Origin of the sequence: Bacteroides difficilis, from assembly GCF_048319815.1 — a bacterium.
GTDB classification, from domain to species: Bacteria; Bacteroidota; Bacteroidia; order Bacteroidales; family Bacteroidaceae; genus Bacteroides; species Bacteroides zhangwenhongii.
In genome coordinates this window covers 172,869-198,674 of record NZ_CP182814.1, presented here as the reverse complement: position 1 = coordinate 198,674, position 25,806 = coordinate 172,869, and the positions used below count along the sequence as shown (strand labels likewise).

28 protein-coding genes and 5 pseudogenes are annotated in these 25,806 nt (G+C 40.2%); 17 read left to right on the top strand and 16 right to left on the bottom strand.

Annotated features, from left to right (window positions below):
* Positions 1–80 precede the first annotated feature (80 nt).
* The 3 genes and pseudogenes from ACNOGP_RS00875 to ACNOGP_RS00865 all read left to right on the top strand — a co-directional run bounded on the left by ACNOGP_RS00875 (position 81) and on the right by ACNOGP_RS00865 (position 1,021).
* A complete protein-coding gene (locus tag ACNOGP_RS00875; protein ID WP_032850825.1) occupies positions 81–395 on the top strand; it encodes a helix-turn-helix domain-containing protein in 315 nt (104 codons plus the stop codon).
* Complete coding sequence (locus ACNOGP_RS00870) at positions 382–675, top strand: DUF3876 domain-containing protein (protein WP_032850824.1); 294 nt, start codon at positions 382–384, stop codon at positions 673–675. The genes ACNOGP_RS00875 and ACNOGP_RS00870 overlap by 14 nt, the downstream gene beginning before the upstream one ends.
* A gap of 53 nt (positions 676–728) precedes the next feature.
* A pseudogene (locus tag ACNOGP_RS00865) lies at positions 729–1,021 on the top strand (helix-turn-helix domain-containing protein).
* Between the two features lie 281 nt (positions 1,022–1,302).
* Here the strand turns inward: ACNOGP_RS00865 and ACNOGP_RS00860 are convergent.
* Both ACNOGP_RS00860 and ACNOGP_RS00855 read right to left on the bottom strand, forming a co-directional pair.
* Entirely contained in the window at positions 1,303–2,523 is a 1,221-nt protein-coding gene (locus ACNOGP_RS00860) for a site-specific integrase (RefSeq protein WP_418213842.1), read from the bottom strand.
* A 505-nt stretch (positions 2,524–3,028) separates the two neighbouring features.
* The gene (locus ACNOGP_RS00855; RefSeq protein ID WP_418213841.1) at positions 3,029–3,868 is read right to left on the bottom strand and encodes an AraC family transcriptional regulator; all 840 of its coding nucleotides are present in this window, start codon (positions 3,866–3,868) and stop codon (positions 3,029–3,031) included.
* Between the two features lie 127 nt (positions 3,869–3,995).
* Here ACNOGP_RS00855 and ACNOGP_RS00850 point away from each other — a divergent pair, with 127 nt between their 5' ends.
* The 4 genes from ACNOGP_RS00850 to ACNOGP_RS00835 all read left to right on the top strand — a co-directional run bounded on the left by ACNOGP_RS00850 (position 3,996) and on the right by ACNOGP_RS00835 (position 7,570).
* Positions 3,996–4,604, top strand: a complete 609-nt coding sequence (locus tag ACNOGP_RS00850) for a sugar O-acetyltransferase (RefSeq protein WP_117463047.1) — start codon at positions 3,996–3,998, stop codon at positions 4,602–4,604.
* Positions 4,597–5,253, top strand: coding sequence for an HAD family hydrolase (locus ACNOGP_RS00845; RefSeq protein ID WP_117463046.1), 657 nt, complete (start codon positions 4,597–4,599; stop codon positions 5,251–5,253). Before ACNOGP_RS00850 ends, ACNOGP_RS00845 begins: the two co-directional genes overlap by 8 nt.
* Positions 5,254–5,273: 20 nt before the next feature.
* Positions 5,274–6,122, top strand: a complete 849-nt coding sequence (locus ACNOGP_RS00840) for an RteC domain-containing protein (RefSeq protein ID WP_418213840.1) — start codon at positions 5,274–5,276, stop codon at positions 6,120–6,122.
* Between the two features lie 410 nt (positions 6,123–6,532).
* On the top strand, positions 6,533–7,570 hold the full coding sequence (locus ACNOGP_RS00835) for a TIR domain-containing protein (RefSeq protein WP_117463044.1): 1,038 nt from the start codon (positions 6,533–6,535) through the stop codon (positions 7,568–7,570).
* Between the two features lie 44 nt (positions 7,571–7,614).
* Here ACNOGP_RS00835 and ACNOGP_RS00830 read toward each other — a convergent pair whose 3' ends face one another.
* From ACNOGP_RS00830 to ACNOGP_RS00820, 3 genes and pseudogenes are all read right to left on the bottom strand, one after another.
* Positions 7,615–8,823, bottom strand: a complete 1,209-nt coding sequence (locus tag ACNOGP_RS00830) for a site-specific integrase (RefSeq protein ID WP_270535583.1) — start codon at positions 8,821–8,823, stop codon at positions 7,615–7,617.
* Positions 8,824–9,367: 544 nt separating this feature from the next.
* Positions 9,368–9,664: pseudogene (locus tag ACNOGP_RS00825) on the bottom strand (helix-turn-helix domain-containing protein).
* A gap of 7 nt (positions 9,665–9,671) precedes the next feature.
* Positions 9,672–9,860 (bottom strand): helix-turn-helix domain-containing protein, encoded by a 189-nt coding sequence (locus ACNOGP_RS00820; protein ID WP_154029881.1) that lies wholly within the window; start codon positions 9,858–9,860, stop codon positions 9,672–9,674.
* Between the two features lie 368 nt (positions 9,861–10,228).
* Between ACNOGP_RS00820 and ACNOGP_RS00815 the strand changes: the two genes are divergently transcribed.
* The 5 genes and pseudogenes from ACNOGP_RS00815 to ACNOGP_RS00795 form a co-directional block, all read left to right on the top strand.
* Positions 10,229–11,416 (top strand): AAA family ATPase, encoded by a 1,188-nt coding sequence (locus ACNOGP_RS00815; protein ID WP_418213839.1) that lies wholly within the window; start codon positions 10,229–10,231, stop codon positions 11,414–11,416.
* A gap of 9 nt (positions 11,417–11,425) precedes the next feature.
* On the top strand, positions 11,426–12,043 hold the full coding sequence (locus ACNOGP_RS00810; protein ID WP_418213838.1) for an RloB family protein: 618 nt from the start codon (positions 11,426–11,428) through the stop codon (positions 12,041–12,043).
* A 327-nt stretch (positions 12,044–12,370) separates the two neighbouring features.
* Positions 12,371–15,274, top strand: coding sequence for a PUA domain-containing protein (locus tag ACNOGP_RS00805; RefSeq protein ID WP_418213837.1), 2,904 nt, complete (start codon positions 12,371–12,373; stop codon positions 15,272–15,274).
* A complete protein-coding gene (locus tag ACNOGP_RS00800) occupies positions 15,271–15,900 on the top strand; it encodes a hypothetical protein (RefSeq protein WP_418213836.1) in 630 nt (209 codons plus the stop codon). The genes ACNOGP_RS00805 and ACNOGP_RS00800 overlap by 4 nt, the downstream gene beginning before the upstream one ends.
* A gap of 177 nt (positions 15,901–16,077) precedes the next feature.
* A pseudogene (locus ACNOGP_RS00795) lies at positions 16,078–16,221 on the top strand (DNA-binding protein); the annotation flags it as partial.
* On the opposite strand, the pseudogene ACNOGP_RS00790 reads toward ACNOGP_RS00795, so the two are convergent.
* A pseudogene (locus tag ACNOGP_RS00790) lies at positions 16,203–16,828 on the bottom strand (relaxase/mobilization nuclease domain-containing protein); the annotation flags it as partial. The pseudogenes ACNOGP_RS00795 and ACNOGP_RS00790 overlap by 19 nt on opposite strands.
* Before the next feature lie 106 nt (positions 16,829–16,934).
* Positions 16,935–17,204: a hypothetical protein gene (locus ACNOGP_RS00785; protein WP_418213835.1), complete on the bottom strand. Its 270-nt coding sequence runs from the start codon at positions 17,202–17,204 to the stop codon at positions 16,935–16,937.
* A gap of 576 nt (positions 17,205–17,780) precedes the next feature.
* Here ACNOGP_RS00785 and ACNOGP_RS00780 point away from each other — a divergent pair.
* The 5 genes from ACNOGP_RS00780 to ACNOGP_RS00760 all read left to right on the top strand — a co-directional run bounded on the left by ACNOGP_RS00780 (position 17,781) and on the right by ACNOGP_RS00760 (position 20,502).
* Entirely contained in the window at positions 17,781–18,101 is a 321-nt protein-coding gene (locus ACNOGP_RS00780) for a helix-turn-helix domain-containing protein (RefSeq protein WP_004308054.1), read from the top strand.
* Between the two features lie 12 nt (positions 18,102–18,113).
* Positions 18,114–18,461: a hypothetical protein gene (locus ACNOGP_RS00775; RefSeq protein ID WP_005680084.1), complete on the top strand. Its 348-nt coding sequence runs from the start codon at positions 18,114–18,116 to the stop codon at positions 18,459–18,461.
* Between the two features lie 99 nt (positions 18,462–18,560).
* The gene (locus ACNOGP_RS00770; RefSeq protein WP_418213834.1) at positions 18,561–19,133 is read left to right on the top strand and encodes a DNA cytosine methyltransferase; all 573 of its coding nucleotides are present in this window, start codon (positions 18,561–18,563) and stop codon (positions 19,131–19,133) included.
* 57 nt (positions 19,134–19,190) lie between these two features.
* A complete protein-coding gene (locus ACNOGP_RS00765; protein WP_418213833.1) occupies positions 19,191–19,631 on the top strand; it encodes a hypothetical protein in 441 nt (146 codons plus the stop codon).
* A 97-nt stretch (positions 19,632–19,728) separates the two neighbouring features.
* Entirely contained in the window at positions 19,729–20,502 is a 774-nt protein-coding gene (locus tag ACNOGP_RS00760; RefSeq protein WP_418213832.1) for a phage antirepressor KilAC domain-containing protein, read from the top strand.
* Between the two features lie 78 nt (positions 20,503–20,580).
* Here the strand turns inward: ACNOGP_RS00760 and ACNOGP_RS00755 are convergent, their stop codons facing one another.
* From ACNOGP_RS00755 to traK, 9 genes and pseudogenes are all read right to left on the bottom strand, one after another.
* A complete protein-coding gene (locus tag ACNOGP_RS00755) occupies positions 20,581–21,066 on the bottom strand; it encodes a hypothetical protein (RefSeq protein WP_418213831.1) in 486 nt (161 codons plus the stop codon).
* An 11-nt stretch (positions 21,067–21,077) separates the two neighbouring features.
* Complete coding sequence (locus ACNOGP_RS00750) at positions 21,078–21,542, bottom strand: TraQ conjugal transfer family protein (protein ID WP_195643115.1); 465 nt, start codon at positions 21,540–21,542, stop codon at positions 21,078–21,080.
* Positions 21,543–21,589: 47 nt separating this feature from the next.
* Entirely contained in the window at positions 21,590–22,075 is a 486-nt protein-coding gene (locus tag ACNOGP_RS00745) for a hypothetical protein (protein ID WP_418213830.1), read from the bottom strand.
* Between the two features lie 10 nt (positions 22,076–22,085).
* The gene (locus ACNOGP_RS00740) at positions 22,086–22,670 is read right to left on the bottom strand and encodes a conjugal transfer protein TraO (RefSeq protein WP_418213829.1); all 585 of its coding nucleotides are present in this window, start codon (positions 22,668–22,670) and stop codon (positions 22,086–22,088) included.
* A gap of 2 nt (positions 22,671–22,672) precedes the next feature.
* Positions 22,673–23,572, bottom strand: a complete 900-nt coding sequence (gene traN, locus ACNOGP_RS00735) for a conjugative transposon protein TraN (protein WP_418213828.1) — start codon at positions 23,570–23,572, stop codon at positions 22,673–22,675.
* A 33-nt stretch (positions 23,573–23,605) separates the two neighbouring features.
* Positions 23,606–24,721, bottom strand: coding sequence for a conjugative transposon protein TraM (traM, locus tag ACNOGP_RS00730; protein WP_195643127.1), 1,116 nt, complete (start codon positions 24,719–24,721; stop codon positions 23,606–23,608).
* Complete coding sequence (locus tag ACNOGP_RS00725; protein WP_004308045.1) at positions 24,722–24,910, bottom strand: hypothetical protein; 189 nt, start codon at positions 24,908–24,910, stop codon at positions 24,722–24,724.
* Positions 24,910–25,170 (bottom strand): hypothetical protein, encoded by a 261-nt coding sequence (locus ACNOGP_RS00720; protein WP_195643111.1) that lies wholly within the window; start codon positions 25,168–25,170, stop codon positions 24,910–24,912. Before ACNOGP_RS00720 ends, ACNOGP_RS00725 begins: the two co-directional genes overlap by 1 nt.
* 12 nt (positions 25,171–25,182) lie before the next feature.
* Positions 25,183–25,806, bottom strand: a pseudogene (traK, locus tag ACNOGP_RS00715) (conjugative transposon protein TraK).

Sequence of the window (25,806 nt, the reverse complement as noted above, 5' to 3'; positions counted from 1 at the left end):
GAAAACGGCTCATGATTCTTCTTTTATTTGCCGATGAAAATAAAATCGACACGTTTTATAAACCTTTTAAAATTGAAAGTATGGAAGTAGTAACTATTGAAAAGAAAACCTTTTCGTATGTCTGCGAGAGGTTCACGGAGTTTGCCAAACGGATAGAAAGTTTGTGCAGCACTCATACCCAGAAAGTCGAAAACTGGCTGGATAGTCAGGAAGTGTGCCTGTTGTTAGGCGTTAGTAAGCGAACTTTGCAGTATTACAGAAGTAGCGGAAGATTGGCTTATTCTCAAATTGGTAGTAAGATTTATTATAAGCCTTCCGATATTGAAAGAATTATTGCAGACAGTGAAACGCAAAATCAATCACCCAAACACCCCACGTCTTATGAAAAGAATTAAAAAAGATTATCTGTTTTTCAACCTGTTTTCCATTGTTGGCACATGGGAAAGCATTAATCTGAATCCTACGGTTATCATCTATCGGAATGATAAAGAGTACCTTCTTTCTATTATATATGTATCGGAAACTACCAAACAGGCTTCACCCGCTACTTATGAGATACAACAAGATGGTAGCCAGTATTTTATTGCCACTGCATCCAAACGGCTCTATGTAGATTATGATTCGGCAAAAGATGTACTTAGCATTTCATCGCTGGGTGACTATCTGCGTAACTAGCCAGCTATCTAGCCATCTTGAAATCAATATTTCAATAAAACAATCTTTCAATCATGGAACTAATAAATAAAGATACCCCGCAAGTTAAAGAGTTTATTTCTTCGCTTGATTCGATGCTGAACGGTATTGAATCTATAGTCAAGCATTATAAACCCACCTGAACGGGGAGCGTTTTCTTTCTAACAATGAAGTTTCCAAGAAACTGAATGTCAGTTTGCGAACCCTGCAAGAATGGCGAGATACAGGGCTAATCCCCTTTATCCAGATAAAAGGTAAAATCATCTACCGTCAGAGTGATATTGATAAACTGCTTCAAAAGCACTACTTTGAAAGTTGGAAAGAGTAACCTGCCAAGCCCAAAACATTGTTTTTCGGAATTTAATTTGAATCATTGATTTTTCCAGTGAAGTATTTAGTCTGTGCAAGTCTTTGGATAAAAATACGCTCGGAATGAAATGGAGAGGAAGATTTTTATTCAAACCGAAGGCTCGGACTTGAACAGACTGAATACGGAACTTACCTTTGTCAATACTTCATATTAAGTTTTGAAAAACTTACCTTAAAAAAGGATTGAGAAAATGAAATTCATTCTTCCCAATCCTTTTTCTATATTGGCTACTACCTTTATTATATAGCTAATTCCGACAGACAGCTATTTACTTTTTGCATATCCTTGAAAATATTCTGATCCAATACTCGTGCATAATGTTTTGTTACGTTTGTATCTGCGTGTCCCAACATCTTTGCTACATTCTCCATACTCACGCCATTTGCAAGGCAAATGCTTGTGGCATAGCTATGACGGGCGGTATGTGTGCTAAGATTTTTATGAATTCCGCACACATCGGCAATCTCCTTCAAATAACTGTTCATGCGTTGATTACACAATACAGGTAAAAGTTTTCCGGTACACTCTGCCACATCCTTATATTTATCAAGTATGGAAGCTGCCACAGGTAACACAGGAATGTTACACATGATTTTGGTCTTTTGGCGGTTCTTCCTTATCCAAAGTTCCCCTTTGTTGTCTTTTACCAAGTGTTCAGGTGATAAATCTTTCACATCGCTGAACGCCAAGCCAGTAAAAATGCAAAAGACAAAAACGTCACGTACCTGTTCTACTCGTTTAATTGTGAACTCTTTAGCGAGAATGATTTTAATCTCGTCCATTGTCAGAAATTCAGGATCGGTTTCTTCCAGTTTGAAGCGGTAATAAGCAAACGGCTCTTTCTTTATCCAGTCGTTTTCTAAAGCAATGCGGATAATCTTCTTCAAATTCTTCAATCGGGTGATAGCAGAGTTCTGCGCACAACCTTTTTCAATCTTCAAAAAAGCATCGAACTTAGAAATAAAATTAGCTTCCAAGTTGTTTAGAGCAATATCCGATAGCTGATATTCTTTCTTAATGAATTCCTCCAAATATCGGGTAGTGGTTTCATACCGTTGAACGGTTTTACTAACAAAGTCTTTGCCGATCAGCTTACGACTTTGTTCGTTGTGTTCTCTGAATACTTGCAAAAGGGTTTTGCTTTCTTCATCCACACCATAATACAGTTTTCTCACAAGATCAACGGTGATAACCTTGTCGGAAGTTTCCAGTTCCCTATAAATTTGGTGTATGCGTGAGCGTGTGATTTCTAAGTAGTGGTTCAGTTCCACCGACATACGGTCTTTTCCTTTTGAATTCTCTTTTGCTTGATTCCATAGGTTTACGGGACAACTTCTTTTGATAGAAATATCTACCATACAGCCGTTTACAGTGATTCTCATGCACACAGGTGCTTCTCCGTTCTTTAATAACTTGGCTTTTTTGATAAAGAACAAAACAGAAAATGATTTTCGAGCCATTTTTACATCGTTTTTTAAGTTACAAAACTATGTATTCTCTTCCAAAGTAAGTCTATGCAAAATGCTATGAATCAGTGAGAAAGATGCAAATTCGTGGGACTTTTTAGAACTAAATTTTAGTCCCACGATTTATCCACCGATAATATGCTTGAAACGGCTATTTTCTGCTACCTGCCAGAAAAAAGAAATCCCTGATAATATCTGATTATCAGGGATTTGCTTGATTTTTCTTTTGTTTTCTGTGATCCGCCTGGGTCATGAACCAAGCGTTATTTCTTCCTCAATATCAGTGCTTTCAGAAATTTCGGCTTTGCATCCGTCACGCTTTAGTCCTTAAAAACTGTCTGCTGTTGTCCGGTGTCTGTCTGCCAACATCTTGGGTTCAAATGTACGCATTATTTTTGGATTATGCAAACCGTTGAAAATAAACATTCTAAGGTTAGTGCAAGGTGCAAGCTATATATATAGATATATACTTGCACCTTGCACTAAAAAAATAGCCTTATTAACTCCGATACTTCTTCCTAAAATCTGTTGGATTGCAATCTTTGTATTTCTTGAATAGCTTGTTCAAATGGCTTTCATCTGTAAATCCAAGTTCTTCTACTATTTCACTAATTCTCATTTCGCTGTGCAGAAGACGGCTTTCCACCATTTGCATTTTATAGTTGAAGATATATTGCTGCATAGTTTCATTGGTCTGTTTTTTGAAATATCTTCCAAGATAATTGGGGGAAATGCCGAAATGTTGGCTTATCGTTTTGGCTTTTATCTTCTCAGGATAGCAAATATTCGACTGGATGTATTGCAATATGTTCAGTGACTTTTCTTCTGAATTTTCGTCTATCTGTTCAGGCAAGAACAAAGCAATGTTACGGGCGACAACAATCACGATTGTATTGATTAGCTGCGTAATAATTTCACTGCTATATATCTTTTTGTTCAAGTATTCACGAATAATCGCTTCTATCATAGGTTTTACCAGCAATTTGTCGGTTTGGTTGCGTAAGATGCAGCCGGGGCGATGGTTGGCGTGTTGTAGTATAAACTCTAACCGCTGGATATTCTCCACACCGAAGACTGCCGAATGAATATAGATGTCATTGAATTTTATATAAACAAACTTTGTGGTAGTATGAATGTCGAAAGAATGTATATCACCGGGAGTAATCATAAAAAGATGCCCGTCATGATAAGGAAACCTATTATTATTTATCCATTGAACACCTGTTCCTGATAGTATATAGACCAATTCAAAGAACGTATGGTCATGCTCCTTTAATTGCGACTCGTCCAGTTCACTGAAACTGATTTCAAACGGTTGGTGTAGATTTTCCCTTTTCATTTTATGTAATCTGCTATTCAGGTGTAAAGATACAAATAAAGAGAAAAAGAATACAGATTTTATTTCATGAATATGTATAACTTTGCCACAAATAGAAAAATAGTAGTAACTTTTATCATGAGTAGGTATGAAAACAGAATTGGAAAAATGCTTGTCGGGCGAATGGTACGATTGTCATGCTCCCGTATTTATGGAGTTTAAAAGAAAGACGCATGAATTGTTGCTGAAATACAATTCATTGCCGTATGATTGCAAAGAGGAAAAGTATGCGTTATTGAAAGAAATGTTTGAAAGCGTTGGCGAAAAGGTTTCGGTAGGGCATTCTTTTATATGTGATTATGGCTGTAATATCCGTATAGGAAGCAATGTCAGCATAAACACCGGATGTACCTTTGTGGATTGCAACAAAATCATAATCGGAAACAATGTATTGATAGCTCCAAATGTACAAATCTATACGGCTACTCATCCGGTGGAACTGAACGAACGCTTAGAACCTGTAGAAAAACAAAATGGTATAGAATATATTCGCCACACGTATGCTTTGCCCGTAACCATTGAGGATGGCTGCTGGATTGGTGGCGGTGTTATCATCCTGCCGGGTGTTTCCATTGGTCGGGGAAGTGTCATCGGGGCGGGAAGTGTTGTCACTAAATCCATTCCGTCAAATAGTCTTGCCATAGGAAATCCATGTAGGGTAATTCGGGAAATCAATACTTCGTATAGCCATGATTAAATTAGTCGCTTTTGATTTGGACGGTACAATAGGTGATACCTTGCCGATGTGCATACAGGCTTTTAAGGAAGCCACACAACCCTATGCCGGACGTGAATTGTCGGATGAGGAAGTAGTACAGACATTTGGACTGAATGAAGAAGGCATGATAAGATGTGTGGTTGATGAAGCATACCAGCAACAAGCGTTGCACGATTTTTATGTAATCTATGAAACATTACATAAAACAATGTGTCCGAAACCTTTTGAGGGAATACGTGAACTGATAACCTTATTGAAGCAAAAGGGCATTATAGTAGTGCTTATTACCGGTAAGGGAGCGAAAAGTTGCGATATAACACTGCGGCAATTCAGTATGGAAAGCTGCTTTGCAAAGGTCGTTATCGGAAATGCGGAAAGAAACGTCAAGTCGGAAGCGTTGGAAGAATTGCTGCATACTTATCATTTGTCAGCAGATGAAATCGTGTATATCGGAGATACGGTTTCGGATATAAAAGAATGTCAGAAAGCGAATGTGAAATGTTTGTCTGCCGCATGGAGTATTTCACAAAGCGAAACATTAGAAAGTCATAATGCTAAGAATGTGTTCTATTCTATATCGTCCATATCCGGCTTTCTCTTATCTCGAATAAGAGAAATATTTGATTGATAATTATAGATTTTGAAAAGATGAAAGAGCTTTTAGAAAACATTTTATCAGAAATAGATGTAGAGATTGACGAGATAGACCTCTATGGTTATGATATTGTCGAAAATTCTCTTTCAATGGTACATCGTTTGCAGGCGGTTCTCAATGATTTAAAAGCAAAACTGCAAACTTATTCTTTTCCAGCCAAAGAGGATGAAATTACATTCTTCAAAACACAGAAACCGGAAATTCTTGGCAGGCTGCTATTCTTCTATAAGATTTATCGGATAGAAACACAATGCCCCAATGGTAGTAATGATGTAATCAGAAACTATATCAATAAAGAATTGGATAACCTGACCTACTTCTTTAACCGTAACTTGGACTTTTACCAATATTATCGCTCTCATTCGACATTGTATGATGAATATTATTTTGTTCGTGGAAAGTCTGATTTACGCCTATGTACCGATAGCGCACAATTCGATAAAGACCCGAATTTCTCCACCGGATATGATTATAAGGTGGCTAAAATCATAGCCAATGAAATGCTGCGTATCTATCTGAACAAAAGACTGGTAAAATTGGAAACCAACGCCCAAGTAGAAGACAACCTGCAAAAGTGTCTGAAATATCCTTTTCGTTTCACGGGTAAAAAGGTCTTTCTAATAGAACTGGGGTATTCTCTTGTTTCTTCGGGTGACATTAACAATGGCAACGTGGAAATAAAAGAGATGATGAACTTTCTCGGTACGGTATTCCAAGTGGAGTTAGGCGATTATTATGCCGCTTATATTGCCATGAAAGAACGGAAGAAAGACCGGACGGCATATCTTAGTCGTTTACAAGACTGCTTAGTCAAACGAATGGACGAAGATGATAGTAAATGACAGGTTTCTATTTTTCTTTTCGCCAGTGTTATATTGTTTTCATTCAATCCTGCCATATTGAAATCTTGCTTTCAATCAATCAAGCTATCAATATTTCAATAAAACAAGATTGCAGAATTGCAAAATAAACTCATCGGTCGGGGAACGCCCAGCGGCAAGGGGCGGGACCACCCGTCCCGACGAGCGAAAATCTTTAGTTAGGGAATGCCTTTCTTTCATTGGCAACACGACTTTGGAGTGAATTTGCCCAAGGTGTTTTTGCGGCACGGAAAACAGATTTGTGTGCCACAAATCACACCTTGCTGTTATCTGACGATAACATGATTTCAACGATATTTCTTAAGTATTTTGTGTAATAGCAAATAAGTGTGTATATTTGCTATTATCACCTTAAAGAAAAATATTGTTTTATGAAAGTTTTTATAAGTTGGTCCGGGAATAAGAGTCATCATGTAGCATTAGTCTTTCGTGATTGGTTGCCTTCTGTTATTCAATCAATAAAGCCATATGTCTCATCAGAAGACATAGACAAAGGTGCAAGATGGAGTACAGATATTGCAACAGAGTTAGAAAACTCCACATTTGGAATTTTATGTGTAACTAAAGATAATATAAATGCTCCGTGGTTGTCTTTTGAGGCTGGTGCTTTATCCAAAACAATGGATAAGTCATTTGTTAGTCCTTTCTTGTTTGATATTAAGAGGTCAGAAGTTGACGGGCCTATTTTGCAATTTCAATCAACTATATTTCAAAAAGAAGATATTCATAAATTATTGAAAAGCCTTAATAAAGCTTGTGGGGAAGCTAGTATTCCTGAAGCCATGCTTAATAAGGCTTTTGAAGTTTGGTATCCAACATTAGAAGAAGAATTAAATAAGATAAAAGGTATTCAAGATGAAACAGAGGCAACAGATTCCCCAAAAGATTTATCACCTGCTTATTCTGAAATATTAGAAGAAATTTTGGATTTATCTCGTAATAACCAAAAACTTTTGAGGACTACAGACCCTAAATTATATGAAAGTTTGGAACAATTAAAACTTTTGGCACAAGAACAAATAGAAAGAACAGAAAGAAATTCTGAGCTGGAGTTGAAACGAACAGCAAGAAGATTTCAACCCATGTTTTTAGAAGAATTAATCCATGTAAGCAATAGGGGAAGAAAAAATCCATTTGGATTTTTAATAATTTTAAGTCAATTAAAAAGGGATTTTCCATGGATATACGACAGCGGAAAAGAACTTTTGGCAATACTGAAGTCGCGAAGTAATAAAGATACGAAATTAGAAGCGATTGAAAATTTTCAAGAAATGATTGATTTTACATTCCAACATCCTTTAATGAGGGATATGCTTGGGAAAAAGGATTATTGGGGTTATATGAAAGAATTCCCTTATGTGCTTCGTAAATACGTTGATGAGTTAGGGCTTATTTTTCTTGAACATTAAGGTTTGTTGTCAAAAATGGGGTGCAAAAAACACACCCCATTTTTTTAGTTCTTATTTAATCTTTGAATCAACATTTCCATATCGTTACTTATTTTCAAATCGGTAATCCTCGCATAGATTTGAGTAGTCCTGATGTTGGTATGACCTAAAATCTTAGATACCGTTTCAATAGGAACACCGTTTGCGAGCAACACCGAAGTGGCGCACGAATGGCGTGCAACATGGTAGGTCAAGGTCTTTTCAATTCCACAAATGGCTGCAATTTCTTTCAAGTAATCATTCATTTTCTGATTGCTGATAATGGGCAAAATCTTACCGTTCGGTAACTGGTCTTTGTACTTTTCCAATATGGCTTTGGGTATATCCAGCAATCGGACGGTAGATGTAACATTCGTTTTGTGCCTTTTGCGCATAATCCACAAATTGCCGTCAAATCCGGTACGAATGTCCTCCTGCCTTAACTCGCATACATCAATGTAGGAAAGTGCCGTATAACAACTGAAAATGAACAAATCACGTACTTGTTCCAGTCGTTTAGAGCTAAACTCATGGTTGTAAATAGTGGTAATTTCTTCCATAGTCAGATAATCCCTATCGGTACGCTCAAACCTTACCCGATAACTACCGAAAGGGTCGGCAGTCACTAAACCCGTATTCTTGGCAAAGTTTACCACCGTGCGAAAGCGTTGCACGAACTTCATCGCCGTATTGTGGCTGCACCCGTAGTTGTTTTTGATATACAGCAAAAAGTCCTCAATGAACACCACATTAATGTCTTTAATCAGTATATCGGAAACCGAATACTTGAACTTCATGAATTCAACAAGCCGTTTCTTTGTCAGTTCGTAACGTGAATAGGTCTTGTCTGCGGTATTCATCTTCACTTTCTCCAAGTATTGTTCATTGTGCTGTTTAAAGAACTCTATCAAAGTCCGTTCCCTTGCAATCTTACCTAAAAAGGCGTTCTTTACCAGTTCTGCCGTCACATATCCGTCCTGCGCCATTAACGCATGGTAATGTTGGTGTACCGTGCTGCGAATACTCTCCAACATGGAATTGATATGTACGGCTTCTGCGGTTCTGCCGGAAACCTTGCCTAACTTCACGCTCCAGTGAGCCGGATTTATTTCCAGCTTGGTATTGAACTGGGCTACAACTTGGTCAATGGTGATACGTGCGATAATCGGTACGTTGCCGTTCTTCTTTACTGCATTTCGTTTGACGAAATAGAGTAGCTTGAAAGTACTTCTCATAATCTCTTTTTTTAGTTACAAAATTAAATTGATAAACTGAAAATGAGATATTTGCAGTACGGACAAATCAAGACAACAAACCGCCAATTTCAGACATTCCGTGACCTAAAATCCGAAAGGTCGGACAGGTCACGAATTGGTCACGAAAGTATGTCTTTTTGTGACCTTTTCGTGTCTTCGGTCACGGACTTTATACAAAGAAAAAACTCCTACAATACCTTGATATTGTAGGAGTTGTCTTTTTTTTGTCTGGTTTTGTCCAGCTTCTTGGTGATCCGCCTGGGGCTCGAACACTTTATATTATGCTTCTGTAACCATTTGATTATCAACCTTTCTAAGATATCGGGTTTGTGAAGTCCTCCGATTTCACCCTGTATTACCTGCTGCATTTTACAGTGGTATTCATCCTTCTATCATGTTACAAAGTTACGAAATTTCTATTTGATATGCTAATTTATGAGCCATTAATTGAATGTAATACTCTTATAATCAGATGAATATTATACGGAACGCCTTTGATAATATTTCAGACCAGATAGAGAATCTACTCTTGAAAAGCCTTACGATAATTATCTTCCAATAACTTTTCCACATCTGATTCTTTATACAAGATCTTCCCTCCTAACTGATAATAAGGAAGGATTCCATTGTTACGATACCCCTGCAAAGTTCTTCTGCTAATTTTTAATCATTGGGCTAACTCCTTATCTGTAATATATCGCTCTCCATTCAATGGAGGACGGCTATTATCTACGATCTTGTTCATTTTCACAAGCATACTGTCCAATGCTTTGAAAAAAGCAACAACCTGTTTGTTGTCTTTCATTATAATACCTTCCATGACCTATTTATATTTTTGATTTTAAAATTTTCTCTTTCCGTTGAAGCCCTACAAAAGTCAATAATGCCTCTACATCCTCCGGTTTATAGAAAATCTTGTGCTGAATTTGTGAATAAGGTAATTTACCGTTATCTCTTAGGGTTTGTAATGTCCGGGGAGAAATATTCAATCTCAAACATACATCTTGGCTATCCATTCATGCACTAAGATTTTTGACATTGACTTTTTGACAAAGCGAATCTACTTGTTTTGTAAAAGCGTTGAATTGATTCATCATTTTTTCAAACAGTTTGGTTTCAATGTAAATGACTTCCATAATAATGATATTTTTTTAGTTGCACCATAATTTTGATGCAAGATAGGGCGTATTTGCATGATTTAGGTTATAGTGTCACTTATTGTCATAGAAAGTCAGCTCTTTTCATAAAGAATGGAATTAATCAACCGGTGATGATACGAAATTATCCCAAAAGATAAAAAAGTGAAATAATAGCAAGAAAAGTATTTTTTATGCAGATGATTTGTTATTTTTGTAGGAAAGTTACGAAATAAAAGGGTGAATGTATGATTAGAGAACTCAGTATAGAAAATTTCATGTCAATACGAAAAGAGCAGGTGTTATCTTTCGAGGCTACCAAAGACAAGACCTCTCATGAGTTATTGACTGTCGAAATCAAACCGGGGATGCGGTTAAATCGTATGCTTATACTTTATGGGGCTAATGCTTCTGGGAAGAGTAATATTCTCTATGCCTATGAAACAATATGGAGAATGTTGGTTTCTCCCTATACCAATAAGCTGCAGGCTATACCTTTTTATCCGTTTGCTTTGGATAAGTATAAAAATACCCGATTGTCCGTGTCCTTTTATATAGGGCAAGTACGATACGACTATTCAGTGGAGTATAATAACCGCTATATCATTTCTGAGAAAATGGAATATGCTCCTAATGGAGTATTATCTTTATTTTATAGTCGGAAGTTTGTCCATGAAGATGTGGTACCGGATATTGAATTTGGTCGTACAGTTGGTTTACATTTGAAAAGTAAAAAAACAATAGTGGACAATACTTTGAATAACCATACTGTACTGTCTACTTTCGCAAAAGTATCTCTAAATGAAGATGCAAAGATATTCCGTGATACCTATAACTGGATTGTACGGTATGTGCATGGTATGAAGGGAAATACTCTTTTGGATATTGCCCAACAGTTGATTGATAATAAAGAGAAGAAAGATTATTTTATATCGGCTATGCGAAAGGCTGATTTTAATATTTCTAATATAAGTATTGACAATGAAGCAAGAATACAAAGTGGCAAAGATGTGTTTTTTACACATCACACCATAGACGGATCTGATTTTACTTTATCTTCTATTGACCAATCATTGGGGACATTACGCTATTTTCAGCTACAGGAATGCATGTTCAATATGTTGCGTGAAGATCATATATATAGTTTTGATGAAATAGAAAGTAATTTGCATTATGATCTTTTACTACATTTTCTGACGACATTTATGATGAATACAGCCAATTCTCAAATATTGTTCACTACGCAAGACCAGCAGTTATTGGACGAAGAATTTATACGTCGGGATATGGTTTGGTTTACCGAGAAATCCAAGGAGGATGCATCTACTGAACTTTATTGTGCTTCTGAATTTGGATTGCACAAGAATTTATCTCTTTATAAAGCATACAAGACTGGGAAACTTGGTGCTAAACCGGAATTAGGTTCCATTTTTTAAGGAAGTGATATGAAAACGCGGAAAACAAAAACTACAATAGCTGTTATTGGTGAAGGACCGACTGAAAAGTATTATTTGAAGTCATTAGAAGGTGTTATTCATGCACAAGTGAAACCTGTTGTTCCAAACCATGCCACTAGCATGGCTGAATTGGAACGTCGCATAGAACAATGCATTAATGATGGATATAATATGATATTCTGTCTAATTGATATGGATAATAAGAAAGAAGGGCGTAATCGAGAGAACTATTTAAGACTAAAAACAAAATATCATCAAAAAACGATCATCAAAAAGCGGCAGGGAACAGAAAGTCTAATACGTTTTTTTGAGAACGAGCGCTGTTTGGAAATATGGTTCTTATATCATTTCAAATATACGACTCAACAATTCAATAACTCAAATGAATTGGCAAAGGAATTGGAGCGAATTTGTAGTTATGAAAAGACCGAGGATTTTTTGAGCAGAAAATGCAGAGGATTACATAATTTCTTGCTTGCTAATGGAGGGGATCTTGATAAAGCAATTGAAAATTCAGAAAAATCTATATTATCTAAATTAAAGGAAGGACGTGAACATACTTATAGTGAAATGGCAGATTTCTTTTATGAGGTAATGAAGAAATAGTCAGATTTACACCTTTAAAAGATGGGTTTTAAATTTTAATAGGACACTAGTGATATTTACACATATATTAATATTATATACACCAATGTGGGCAGAATTGATAACTGTTCATTTACGACATTAGGTTTTCCTTGTCAATACCAATTAGTCTGGTATTTAAATAAAAAGTGTTCATCTTCAAATCATAAAATTTTAGAACGATATCAAACCTTAGAGTGTTTTCACTGCTATTGACTGAATTCCACACAAATAGCTTGTATATGTCGATAAATATTGCGAATATTGCATGAAAATTGTGTATAGAACATATTTTCATCAGTGAATACTATGAAACAAGAAGAATCATATATAATAAAAGAAATAGATATGGCTCAACCCAAACCACAGTGGGTACGAGCAATGGTATGCCAGATGAAGTTTCAAGATTTTTCTTTTGATCAAGATGGACGTTTGTTAATAATAAGGAATAGTCTTGAAATTAGGCATATTGTATTAAATCTCATGAATGTAGCCCTAAATAATAATGTAAATATTATTGTGTTTCCAGAGTTGTCTATTCCCCAGTTGTTAATAGGAGAAATTACAAAGATTGCTCGTCAAGGTAATATGTTTGTGTTTGCAGGTACTCGTTATAAGAAAGAAAACGAAGGGATCTATTCTATAGGTACCATGATTTGCCCAGAGAATGTGGTGGATATATACAAGATGACACCATCTCCTCATGAAGAATCTCCTTTACCAGGTAAGAGTGTAATTCCCGGTAAAAATGCCATTGTATTTACTAATACTAGCATAGGTAATTTTGCTGTCACTATCTGCGCAGACTTCATGAACACCAAGCTTAAGTCCCAACTTAAGTCGTATGATTTAGACTTTCTGTTGGTACCTTCTTTCCATGGACATTCTAATGATTATCATCAACTTATGCATTCTGATATAATTGAGTCACAGCATGGTCTTTATATATTGTACTCTAATTTTGCTGGTCATGGATTTGCAGATGGGAAAAGTGCCTTAATCGGATTGACTGAACGTGAATATCAGGATGATTTAAAATCTGAAAGATTGACTGATTCTAAACCTGAAACAAAACTTTTTGAATTAAAAGATTCTCAAAGCTATGCTATCTTTGACTTTGATATTACAAGCAAGAAACCTGTAAAAGGTAGAGGTCTGCATAATGGCATTAATCTTAAACTGCATAAATTTGATACGGATGAAAACCGTAAACAGGATAAGTTTATTAATAAATTGGGACATAGTTCAGATGTCTTTCGTGATATTGATAGCATTTTTGTTGCTCCCAAAGAATATGATGAAATCAAGAATTCACTTAAAGACCGGAATGTAGTTATGATCATTGGTGATCCTGGTATAGGAAAAACTTATACTGCAGTTCGTATACTGTATGAATATTTTCAAGAAGGATACGAAATTCGATGGATTTCAAGCCTTAAAAAGGAGGAGCGAGAGGATCAGATAGCAAAGCTCTCAGAATATGTTCCTAGCGAACGTGAGATACTATATCTCGAAGACCCTTTTGGTAGAACACTTTTTGAAAAAAGCAGTGAAATAAAGTCCTTGTTTCTACCATTGCTCAATCGTATAATGCAGAGCCATTCGAAGCTTATAGTGACATCAAGGCGTGAGATTTTCGAACAATTTACCAAAGAAACATTAAATAAAGATGAATACAATGAATATACATCAGATCTAAACATAAGAAAACCTTCCTATTCAGAGGAAGATTTGGTGAAAATAATCGAAGTATATCATAAAAGATACAATTCGTGGCGCTTGTCGCGAAATTTAAAGAATATTTTCATCAAAAATATACATGCTAGAAAATTGTTGACTCCATATTCTATCTTCAATATATTAAAGGATACACGTACTCTTCCTACAGCCTATGAATTGGAACGCCGTATTGATTCCTATACAAATAATGATTTGTCGGTTCCATATTCAGAAGGTATAAAACAACTTTCTGTACCAGAATTAATATGGCTGTACACAGTATATTTTCTCTCTGGCTATTCTTCAAATGTATGCCGTCAATGCTATGAAGAGGTCCAGAAACAACTTCAACATAATAAAATGGCTTTTCAATATGCTAACTTGTCTAGTGTAATAGAGATGCAAGATGGTTATAGGGTTATGCGTATGGGCACGTTGAACAGTTCATTCCGTTTTGTTCACCCTATTATTGAAGAAGTTCTATCAAAAATTTACCTTAATGATGCGGCCATACAACTGATAGCTCAAGAGGTATTTAACTATGTTGCACATAACTATATACTTGATGGCATAAAGATTTTAACAGGATTAGTATATCGACACTCAAATGTAGCACTTTCTATCTACAAACATTTGATTTCTACTACAGATATTAGTAGTATAGATTATGACGCAAAGGTATCACTATATAAGAAGATACTAAACACTCGATCTTACGACTTTATTGCTGAAGCAAGTACCCTTTTGCCTTTAAAAGATATGGTAGAAAGTTTGTATAAACCAATTTCTAGCAGCAATGCTTTTATTGATAGATTGCGTATTCTATACAAGAAAGTAGATGAATTGCAGAGTACTCGTATTATGCTGAAATGGGAAAATATTTTTAGTAAAGAAACTATTAAAGTCTTTCCTCCAGAGGATTTGGCGAAAGCTCTCAATATAGCTCAGATGATAGATTCTACCGTTGGATCCCAAATAGAGTGCAACTTGACAATGTTTGAGGTGCAGAGGCTTTTTATTAGATTTAAAACCTCCAATGCGCGACAAGTGTTTAATAAGGTACTAAAGGATACTAAGTTTGAAAATGTTTATGCAAAAATGAATTCCGAACTTGGGTTTGACAAAAATGAAGCAAGGGGGCGCTCTGCAAATAAAATCTTATGGAATTACTATTTAGACTATAACAAACCTAAAGGTTTTATATATCTTGATGATGGAGCCATTCGTAAGGCTCAAAAGGCGGCCAATATTTTTCTTGTTGGTGTTATTGGTATTAAAGGTTTTTTTGAAGCTGGCGATGTTGTGAATATATGTGATCGTTATGGGAAAGTGAAATATCATACGGTTGCTGAACTCTCTTCCCGTTTCATGTATACCTATCGAGGATTGCATTCTTGCGAGGTTTGTGAGATGACAGGTAACGATATGCAGTCCTGTATTGTATCGCGAGGTAAACTAAGATCAATATATATTAAAAAAGACTATTCAATATGACCTATAGGCTCCAAGAAATATTACGTATGGTGATACCAGGGCTATATTTAATAATCTTGCTATTTGTCACGCTAACATTCAATGGTGTGATAGGACTGGATAAGGTGCAAACGTTTATCAAGGACTGTGCTGCTGTAATAGTGTTATTGCTCCCATTTGTGGGGTTTGTGGTAGGATACATAATTGAATGTTTATTAGCTAGTTTGGAACACGGATGGTATTTTTTTGGTGGCAGGAGGCCTTCGAAGACGATTCTTACAGGATGTAAGCTCTATCCATTAGCAGATATTGATACAATCAAGATTGATAAAAAACTTGCAAATGATGTGACAAATAAAGCCTGTGGTAAAGTGTTGCAAACTGCTAAACAGAAGATTGATCGCTCTGAAGTAGAAAGTTTCCAATATACTTCGATTCTAACTCGCAACTTGTTCGGGAGTCAGTTGTTGTTTACAATCTTCATTACGTTTGTACTTGACAAGATTGGCAGAGCGTGGCTCATAACCTCATTATTCCTAGATTTACTATTCCTGATTTATTGGATTCACCACAATCATATATATGTAAAATATGTTCTTGCTGAATACATAAAGATACTTACCAGTGAATCAACAAAAGAAGTATAACTGCTTTTGCAAATTATAATAATTACATTAAAGAAAATTCAGAATAGTCGGATCAAGCTCTCCGACTATTTTTTACGGTCAATGTCATTTTTTGCGGTTGCTCAACGGTCGATTAACCAATAGCTTCATAAAGAACGCTGTAATATCGCACGATGAAAACAATAAATACAAGTCATCATGAATAACAGAAGAACCAAAGGAGACGGACAGATTCCCCATTTACTTAGCAGCATTCTCTCAAAAGTAAATTCCATCGAGAAGCTGCTTTCGCCCGCCATTCCCAGTATGCTCCATAGTGAGATACTGGATTCGAAAGGCGTGCTGACCTGTTTCCCTTATCGCTCAACGCACCGTACATGATACTATGATACTCCTTGCCATTCACATTTCCCCGTACCTCGTAGGCGGTTACATTGTAGAGGTTCAAAAGCGTATTGTACTCCGAAAGCAAATGGACGTTATAACACTCCAATAAGGTACAGGCGGCGTGCTTCACCTGCTCTTTCACCTTGCCTTTGGGATAATCCACCTTTTGCAAATGGAGTAATTCTTTTTCTCCTTTTCCGCTTATAGTCGGATGTAGACCATGGTGGACTTCCATTTCACAACAGATTTTCTGCGCACGAATAGCCTCCTTGTTATGATCTATCTTGATACCTTTCTCGTTGATGCGTACCGACACGATGTGCAGGTGTTTGCGGTTGATGTCTTCGTGCAACCAGACGATATAGGATTGATTCCCGTAATCGAACTTCTCCATGAACTCACAGGCTAATGCCATAAGCTGTTCTTCGGAAAGAATGTCTTTCGGGGATGGGTTCAGCGAGATATGGATAACAGACTTCCTAACGTGCGTATTGAGTACCGTGTAAGGCTCAAACGCCTGTACGCAGTTTTTCGGTACGTTTCCATACTTGTCCGCAGCGATCCGGGGATGTTAGAGAACCTTTTCTGTTCCGTCGTCTGTCTTAATTGTATTGTAGGCAGTCACTCCGTAGAAGGAGCTGCCGGAACTGATGTTCGGGACCATCGGATTACTCTTTTTTCGTGAGATAATTCTTTTCGTACTCCGTTGTCAGGGTGATAATCTGCTTGCAGAGGTCTTCCAACTTACGAGTTTCCTCGGCCAACTTGTGAAAGAAGGCGAGGGCTTTCTTCTCACCATAGATAGTGTGGATGCTCTTCACACATTGGTTATAGTTATTCCCGATGCGTCGGAATTGTTGATAGAAAGCGGTCAACTGAGCGTAATACTCCTGCGCTTCCTTGTCAATCCTCACCACCCACCCTGAACTCCCGTCCAAATATGCTTTTTATTGCTTCCTTTTCCGGCTTCGCTTAAAAAAGATGTTTTATAACCATTTGATTTTTAGCATGGTTACGTTGTCTTTGCGCATCTTATTGAAATATTGTGTTTTTCTACGGAAAAGCGTGTAGTTCGTTTTAATCTTTTATAAATCAGCGATTAAAAGTGTTTTTATAAAGATGCAGGTAACGATATAGTAGTGGAAGTTCAGCTACACATTGCATTGCTCTGCATAATTTCAAATATCTCTGTAACACAAAGGTAAGCAATGTTTTTGATGCTTCCAAGTTAATCATAACATATTTATAGAAGGGTTGACAATTAATTGTCAGCCCTTTTTTATCCGATATTCTCTGTTATTCTATCAGTTTCTTTTTTAAGAAGGAGAATTGCGTGTATTCCCCTTTCTACCTTGATGAAGAAAAAATATTCTGAAAATCCACATTGATACTAAGCGAGTTACAAGGAAAATATGGGGCTGGCGGTTACCGTCAGCCCTATTTTTTCATGCCCAATTTTGAAAACTTTGCAACCGAAGAAAGAAAAATAACCCATTGGAACAAAGGAATATTTTATGGAAGAGAACAGAAATGATATTGAGATACTCAAAGCAATGATAAAGGACAACTTTGAGGAACAACGAAAACTGATTGCCAAGCTGGAAACGGCTCTGGAAGCAGTAACCAGTTTCAACGGCAAGCAAATGCTGGACAGCCGGGATATGCGCCTGATGCTGAAAGTATGCGACCGGACACTGATCCGCTGGCGTAATTCCGGGAAACTCCCATTTTTCAAACTCAGCGGCAAGATTTACTTCTGGGCTTCTGACGTATATAAATTCCTGAGAGAAGAATGTCTAAACGAAGATTTCATATCTGATTCTATTAACTCATAAATAAAAATTCACATGGAAAATCAAGCTAAAGTAATCGTCATAGAACGAAACAAATTCGCGTCACTTGTCAAATCACACCGCAAATGTCTCCAGATGCTGAACATCCTGACCTACATCTACACAGTTAAGGAAGTAAGCCTGACCCTGACCTTGCAGGAAATCTGTGAGGTCCTGCACATGACTCCCGAGGAAGTGGAGATACAGCGACAGAAAGGATATATCCGCTTCACGACACAGAAAGGGATGACCGTCTATGAAATCACGGACCTGCTCCGATTGGAGAATATGCTGGAGATGGGGAGTGTCTATCGTAAGATCGACAAAAAAGTAATGAATCTCGAACCTCTAAATAATGAATAAACAATGAAAGAAGAAGAGCAAGACAAGAAACAGCGGAAGCGTCTGGTACACGCTTCTCTGTTTAGTGGATTCGGCGCCCCAGACCTGGCTGCCGAATGAATGGGATGGCAGAATGCCTTCCATTGTGAGATAGACGATTTTTGTAATACCATTTTAAATTACTGGTTTAAAGATGCAAAAAGTTATACAGATGTCACAACGACAGATTTCAGAGAATGGAGAGGAAAAATCAATGTCCTTACAGGAGGTTTTCCTTGTCAACCATTCTCTGTCGCAGGCCAAAGAAAAGGAGCGGATGATAACCGTTACCTCTGGCCTCATATGCTCAGGGCCATACATGAGATCAGGCCCGATTGGGTCATTGGTGAGAACGTTGCTGGCATCCTCACGATGGTACAGCCCGGCCAGGAGACTGAAGTGGGAAGTCAGTCCACTCTATTCGGAGAGAGTGAGCCTGTATTTAAAAGACGGCAGCAATATGTTGTTGAAACCATTTGCCATGATCTTGAACGTGAAGGATATTCCATCCAGCCGGTACTTATACCGGCTTGTGCCGTCGGAGCTCCCCACCGCCGGGACCGGATATGGTTTATTGCCCACCGTGACAGCCCAGGATTACAAGCGCAGGGGACCGAACAGCCGCCAGCAGGGATTGCCGGAGATGATCCATGAAATACTCCTTCCCACTCCATTGGCTACGGAGATACACCATCCGGAAAGGGTTCACAAATGGAAACAGGCCCATGCTCCATCCCTGTACAGCCAGCTCAATGGGGAGAAGAAACCCAACGGATTGAGCGACTTTCTGGACTTTTACGGGATGCTGCTGCCCACCCCGGTAGCCAGCGATGCCGGTGTGGGTGCGGTAATGGGGAAAAACGACAAGATCATAGTGACACCGAAAGGAAAGGTGAGAAAGATCAATCAGAAAGGCCATGTCTGGAGTGTAGGGCTTGGGAGGATGGCGGAGCTTCTGCCCACTCCGACAGCGAGGGACTGGAAGGGCGCGGCAAGCCTGGAGAGTCTGGAGAAGAGATGTCGGATACCGGAAAAGAACAGCCTGCCCGATTTCTTCGCCCGGACTGGAAAGAGTTTCCAGCTGAATCCCCTGTTTGTAGCCGAGATGATGGGCTTCCCCCCCGACTGGACGGTATCTCCTTTTCTCGGTGAAGACAGGCATCCATTAAAGGATACGGGAACGCTATCGTCCCCCAGGTAGTCTACGAGATATTTAAAGCAATAGAAGAAACCTATAAATTAAACAGTCATGAATAAAGTATCAATATTTGAACATCCTGAGTTCGGACGCATCCGGACACTGGAAATTGACGGGAAAATATGGTTCTGCGCCTCGGATGTTGCCGCCGCACTTGGCTACTCTAATCCGCGAGATGCCGTCGTAAGACACTGTAAACCAATGGACGTCGTGGTTTACGACACCCCCACACGCAGTGCCGTCCAGAAAATCAAGTACATCAGTGAAGGGAACGTATACCGGCTGATTGCCGGTAGCAAGCTGCCTTCCGCCGAGAAATTCGAAAGCTGGATATTTGATGAACTGGTTCCCGAAACACTAAAGAACGGTGGCTATCTTCTTAAGAAGAACGGCGAAACGGATAATGAACTGCTTGCGCGTGCCGTATTGCTCGCACAGAACCGTATAAAAGAGCGTGACAGCCGTATTTCAGCATTGGAGAAGGAGAACAACTATGCTATCCTGAAACTCAAGCTACAGGCCCCAAAAGTTCAGTATTATGACAAAGTCCTCCAATCCCAAAGCACCTACACGACCACACAGATAGCGAAAGAATTGGGAATGACTGCCGGTATGCTGAACAAACGGCTTCGATGGGCAGGCATCCAGTTCCGTCAATCCGGTCAATGGCTGCTCAAAGCTCCTTATCAGAATCAAGGCTATACGGCAACCCGGACCCATGTATGGGAAAGCCGCACAGGAGAAACCGGCACGGCCATGTTGACCGTTTGGACGGAAAAGGGTCGGTTATTCATACATTATCTTTTTGAGGCTTATCTGGTATAGCCAGAATATAAGACCGGGATAAATAAAAAAGCTACTGAAACAAAAGTTCAGTAGCTTTTTTATTGCTTTCAATTGATACTATCTCAACCGTGGTCCCGTTTTCTTCTTTTCTTTCACAGGCACAATTTCTTGTCGGGGTGCTTCTTGCGGCCTTATTCTTTCACTTACAGTCTCACTCTGAAGAAGCCTGTTTAAATACCGGAGGTTCTTCAGTAACTCCTGTTTACATTCCATCTCCAGGGAATGGGCCATATTCGACATCGGGCTGGTACTTTTCCTGACAAGCGGACCGTTCAGGAGATCTTCTTCTACATACAGGGTACAACGCTTCAAATAGCCTTCAATGTCCTTCGGCGTTTCAGCGGTATCAATCGCCTCTTGAATAGCCTTATAATGTTTATCCATATAACAGGCCTTATACAAGTCATCGGCATGCCAGTCAAAGAAATGAAGATAGTTGCTTGCCAGTTGCGCGCTATACTTTTTTATATTGCTTTCTACAACACCTTTCTTCTTGTCAAGATATTGCTGCAACTGTTCGATTCTTAAATCACTTTTATCCATCGTTGTCTGATTTATAGTTCCGTATCCGTTTCAGTTTCACTCTGAAAGGAGATATCCAATTCCCTTTCCTGATGGAAATTATCCGTTACCACGAGTTTAATCTCCGCATTCTTACTGCTTCGATTATGATAGAAGAGTGTGAATACCTGGCGGCAGGGGTCGCTGCTGTCCAACTCCGCTATCGAATCCAACGGTTGCATCTCCCGGTTCACCAGATAGACCTTCTTCTTGTCGTACACCTCGCCGCTACCCTCCATCTGTATATAACCGATTTGATAACCGGTTCCCTCATAGTTTCCGCTACGATTAAGTGTCAGACGAATCTCCACGGTCTCATCCGGGGAAATGGTTTTCTGGAGATACCAGGACGTTAACGAGAAATCGTAAGCCTGCTGCACTTCCAATTTATCATCACAACTACTCAACAGGCAAAGCATTGTGAGCATGATGCTACTAATTATTAATTTTATCTTCATGATTTTACGTATTACTAAATGAATAATCTACTTGAATCCGGTAACGGCTAACGCCTGATGCCCGTTTTTACCTTTCTTTCAGGCGGTTCTTCTTTCTTCGCTGTTTTAGTTGCCGTCTGTTGCAGGTTCTCTTTGGGAGGCGTTTGCGCAAGGATATTCGCGAATTCCCGGTAATCCCTTACCAACTGTTGCATACATTCCAACTTCAGGAAATGGGCCACACTTGTTGTCCGGCTGGAACTCCTATAATCCACCTGGCCGTTCAACAGTTTGCTTTCACAGTAAGCGGCGTTGTCCTTAACAATCTTCCGAACTGTATCCATGTCCCTTGCCTCGTCCACCGTCTGTCGGAGTTTCTTATAACACCCGGACATATAGTGGGATTTATACAGACTCTCCGCATCCCATTCGAAAAAGTGCAGAAAATTCTCATTCATCTTCTTGCTTTGTTCACGTATGTCCCGTTCTTCCCGGTCTATTTTGATATCCAGCCAGTGAAGCATCTGGTCCACGTTCCAATTACCTTGTTCCATACTATTACTGTTAATTGAAAATGTACTTGACGCCGACAGCTACCACTGTGTGGAAATTCCCCACGGATGATCCGAAGAATATCCTCTCTCGGACATTGAAAAGAAAAACCAGCCTGTCGGAAAGGAAGGCCTCCATCTCGAAAGCCGGGGCAACACCATAAATGAAGCATCCGTCATTCTTTAAAGTCGCCCCGTCATAGAGCAGCCTACGGTTCCAGTTGGTCGCCTCATAACCCGCCAGAGCGGAAAGACCGGCAGAGAAGAACACGTTCCTGCCACGGTCCGAGAAGAACGGCACGAAATAACCAACCTCCCCGGTAAACTGCGCTTTGGGGATTGCAATGTTCTTATAGGAATAGTGCTTTTTCACAAAATCTGCCCCGAACAGCCAGCGGGAATGGTTCCGGTTGTACCGGCTCAGAGCCAGTCCGATCTGGAAGTTACCATGCAGGTGCTTCACATTCGAACCGAAGTCGTCTACACCGCCTAACGTAAGCTGAATACCTTTCTGCCCCGGCAGGTAACGCTGGGCAAAGCATTTGCCTGCCGCAAAGGGCAGACAAATGCATAACAAAATAAATAAAACTCTTTTCATGATTACTCACCGATTAATTCATTCACAATACGCGCATCCACCAGGTCACTGTTCTCAATATAGAACCGCTGGTGACGGCCTCCCCCTTTCTCGTAAATTTCCACTTCCAGTAACTTGTCGTCAGGAATGACAATCTTTGGAAAGGCATACACAATCCGTCCCGTGCTCTTTCCCTCAATGCGCGTCAAGGCATTGAGCGTGCGTACCGGTTCAATATAAGTTTCCTGCCGGGCCGTCCTTTTGGCAATCTTCTTATCTACCACTTTAAACCGCACGAAATCCACATCGAAAGGCACATTGGAGTTGTTCGTCAGGGAAACATGGAAGAAGATCAGGTCCTTATGCACATAAATGCCCTTTAAAAGAGCCTGCATACCGAACTGCCTGCACCCGATATGCTTCACGTCCCTGCGGTCCAGCCGGTGGATGGTGTACATCACGCTGGCAATGACCGTCGGATCTTCCTCGCCCAGTTCCGTGACACGGATGGAACTGCCTCCTTTCTTTTCTACCCTGTCCGGGTTCATCCACTGGTCCATATTGATATTCAGCGTGGAAGGCTCCTCCTTATAAACCACATTGAAAGAAAAGAAAGAACCGTCTCCCGTAATCACGGAGAAGTTCGTCTCGCCTGTAAACTCCTTTACCGCCGCTTTGACACGCACCACATTCTCAACTCCGTCAGCCTTGCCTGCGATGATATTATTGCTTCCCAGATCCACGTAGCGAACTTCAGTGGGAAAGAGGATATGCACCGTCTTCCCGAAAGTGACCTCTATCTTATAAGGAGTGATATGCTGGCCCGCCGTCAGAATCCTGACGGGATTTGCCAGTGTTTCTTCCTGTGCGAAACCGGATACCGAGGCCAGTACAGCCATCAATAATGCTATTACTATTTTCATGGTCTTATCTTTTTTATTAAAGTGAATAATCCGTTATTGTTTCTTTGTGACCAGCAGCACCTTATATCCGGCTTTCAGCGTCACCTTGACCGCACGGACCCGCCCGGCAATCAACCGCGTGCCGCCCTGCATGACTCCGCGCGTCAGGTCCATGACCACCTGCTGTCCGGCAGAACGTGCGAATGATACGCTGTTTCCCATGCTCTCGCTGACCGTCCCAGCCGCATCCTTTGCCGCATTACGGGTTTCCGATCCGGGAACGAAAATACCTTTCTGCCCGTCTATATCGTAAGCCGCCAACTGCACGGGGATGATATTCCCGGCATACTCGATGCTGCTGATCAGGATATCCAGACGCTCTCCCTGTATGACCGCCGCACCCGTTACCAGACTGTTCTCCGGAACAGTAATACTTCCGGCTTGTAGAGGTTGCAGCAACCGGAGTCTTACCCTGCCTCCCTGCTGGGTGGTCTGGTTCTCCGAAATGCAGGCGGCGATGGTATTCGTCCCCATTTGGTAGCTGCTCCCGACAGCAGTATTAAAACCGTAATTCCTCTCGACGGCGAGCGAAGCAATATAAGCGGAATCCGTAACAGGTTGTGAAAGGCCGGAGGTCGTCTGATATTCCGCCCGCTGAACCGGAACAACTTCCGTGGGTTCTTCTCCGACAGCTTTCTCCTGAACCGTATCCTTGTCAGGGTTCAGATACTTTGCCGCCATCCTGTAGGAACGCTCCATCAGTTCTTCACGGGTAGCCGCCTTGCTCTTTTCCTTTTCCGCCTCTTCCAGTTTTTTATTCAGTTCGTCCACTTTTCTTTCCAGATCGCCGCTTGCCGTCTCTTTGGGAGTTTCATAGAAATCATCCAACTGCCCGGAGATTTGCTCGTAGGTATTAACGGACTGTTGCAACCGGTCTCCGTCCTTTTCTTTTTCACCGGTATCGGATGATTTTCCATTATTCATCAATGTCCCGGCAAGCTGCTCCAGCGACTTCATCCGGCTTTCTTCCTCCACTTCCGCCTGCTGCTTCTCATAGGCGGCGGTTTTCTTATCCACCAGTTTGGCCGTGGTAGGCTCCGGCACGTTCACATTGAATCCTGAATTTCCGGGAGTTTCCGTCCCGTTTTCCTTGCCGGTGGGGGCAAATATTCAGTACATGACTCCCAGGAAGACCAGCACAAAGGCCGGAATCACAATGAACTTCCTTCTTTTTTCCATCTCTTCCGGTGTGAGCACCTTCTTCTCTTTTTCCGGTTCTTCCTTCAAGGCCCTGCCGTTTTCCGGCTGTACCGCCGTTTCTTCTGCCGCTTCGGGCTTTTCCAAATCTTTATCTTCCATTACTCGTTGGTTTTAGGGTGATACATTATACTGTCTTTATCCGCCCGGTGGATGGAGTCCGCCGGATGGACAAACGGCAACTCCTTTTGTGTGCCGTGGGAGAGAAAACGCCCGAAAGTGCGTGTTACGGTGATAGCACATAGAACGGTACTGATAACCAGCATGCCCACAAGCACTCCCTTACGCTCTTTTTCGGACAGCTCCTCGCAAACGTTCTTCAGCTTTTCGCTGATCTCTGTCTTTATCTTCCTGCTTTTCATTACCTTATTATATTAGCGTTCAATGGTCCTTATATCCCTGTTTTCCAGGATCTCAAAGCGTTCCGCCATGAAGCCTTGCGGATTGTTATCCGACCTGACCGTACTCTGCAGGAAGCAACGGGTGACCAGGGAACGCTCGGTGATATTGCTGTTTCGGATAATCATCTGCCGGGCAAAGGTGGTGATCCGGTACGGATAGTTATCGAAGTCACACTGTATGCTGTCCACCAGAACAGTCTGGTTAATATTACCGCTGATCAGACGATTATAATAGCCTTTCTCGTTCCAATCCCGGTAATAACTATAAAGACTCTTGTCCGCCAGATACATGGCCCGGTTGATATTGGATTCGATAGCGGCCTTATCGGGAGCCAGCGTGAAAAACAGTTCATGCATGCGGCGCACATGCTCGCGGGCCTCCACCGGACGGTTCAATGCCGCATCCTGGGATAACGCCACTATGAGTGACTTGCCCTGATCCAATACATATACCTTCTCCCGTTGCTGGTTGGCAAAGAGATAGGACCTTCAAATGGCATACGTAGTCAGCGAGGCGCAAATGCCCAGAAAGACCAACGTGAACAGACGGATCTGCCTGAACGAGGATTCGATGTTTTTTAAACTTTTAAATTCCAT